General features: G+C 34.9%; 1 protein-coding gene. It reads left to right on the forward strand.

Annotated elements, in window-relative coordinates; all coding sequences use genetic code 11:
• The coding region (locus SB717_RS39340; RefSeq protein WP_410908735.1) for a 5'-nucleotidase C-terminal domain-containing protein at positions 1 to 238 on the forward strand (238 nt) is incomplete at both ends.

Genomic DNA, 238 nt, shown 5'->3' on the forward strand with positions numbered 1-238 from the left:
ATGAATCCTGGTGGCATTCGTAATGACTTAGATGCTGGTGATATTACGTGGGGTGAGTTATACGGCATTCAACCTTTTGGAAATCAATTGATTAAAGTAGATTTAACAGGTCAAGACATTCGCGATATTTTAAATCAGCAATGGCAAAAAGGAACAACAAGAATGCTTCAAATTTCAGGTATTCAATATACGTGGGATGCAAATAAAACAAACGGTGAAAAAGTTACAAATATACGTT

Source organism: Priestia sp. SIMBA_032 (assembly GCF_046535215.1).
GTDB classification, from domain to species: domain Bacteria; phylum Bacillota; class Bacilli; order Bacillales; family Bacillaceae_H; genus Priestia; species Priestia aryabhattai.